Origin of the sequence: Paraburkholderia sp. BR10954 (assembly GCF_040965775.1) — a bacterium.
Lineage (GTDB): Bacteria > Pseudomonadota > Gammaproteobacteria > Burkholderiales > Burkholderiaceae > Paraburkholderia > Paraburkholderia youngii.
Genome location: NZ_JBFRCK010000188.1, coordinates 1 through 884, shown reverse-complemented (window position 1 = coordinate 884; position 884 = coordinate 1). Strand labels below are relative to the sequence as shown.

At 62.1% G+C, this 884-nt stretch carries 1 protein-coding gene and 1 pseudogene; both read right to left on the bottom strand.

Features of this window, described 5'->3' with window-relative positions; translation table 11 throughout:
* Positions 1 to 589 (bottom strand): annotated as a pseudogene (locus AB4Y34_RS41775) (IS21 family transposase); the annotation flags it as partial.
* A 45-nt stretch (positions 590 to 634) separates the two neighbouring features.
* Positions 635 to 884: hypothetical protein (locus AB4Y34_RS41770; protein WP_368719297.1), on the bottom strand; the 250-nt coding region annotated here is incomplete at its 5' end.

Below are 884 nucleotides of genomic sequence, written 5' to 3'. Positions count from 1 at the left end.
AGGTCAGCGCGCGAGCAATGCCGCCCAGCCAGTCCTCCATCGTCTCGGCCGGCGTCGCACATGCGAACGTGTAACTCGATGCGCCCATAGCCGCTACGAAGATGTGCGCGCGGCGTCCAGTCGTCAGTGGCAACGTGGGGCCGGCGAAGTCGACAAACAGCTTCTCGCCGGCGCGGTGAATCTGACGCATCGAGCGCTTCAGGCGCTTAGTGAATGCCTTGTAGTGCTCGCAGAACTGCGTATAGCGGTAGGTTTGCCGGTCTGCGAACTCGGCCTGGTACTCCTCCCACAGCAACGTCAGCGTCACGCCCTTGCGACGTAGCTCCTGATGGATGCGTCCATAGTCGGGCTGGGCGTAGGCTGCTGGCCCCGTTGGCTTGCCCAGAAGCCGCCGCTCGAGTTCGCCTTCATCCATATCGCAGGCGCTTGCCCAGTCCAGCCCGGCCGCACCGGCCAGCCCGATGTACTTCGTGACCACGCCCTTGGATATGCCCAGTGACGAGGCGATCCGATCGTGCGAGAAGCCGCCGTCGAATTTAAGTCGTAGAACGTCCTTGATCATGCGCATGTTCATCCTGTGCGCGGGCATGCTCTCTCCGGCCAAAGCCGGCGAGCATAGCCCGCGTGGTTGATGTCATGCGCAACGCCAATCCTGCTTTCCGGTCCGCTCGGTCACGTTGCCGAAATGCCCGGTCACGTTGCCGAAATCGCCGGTCACGATCCCGAAACGGTCGGTCACGTTCGTCCGAAATACGCAGTCACCCATTGAAAGGCCGTTGGAAAGCGGTACAGCACTACGCACAAGGCGCGGCCTTGCGTTGTTGCGAAACTTTCGCCAACCCCGCGTGAAGCGAAGCGCCGCGACGCATCCGGTATTTCGTTCA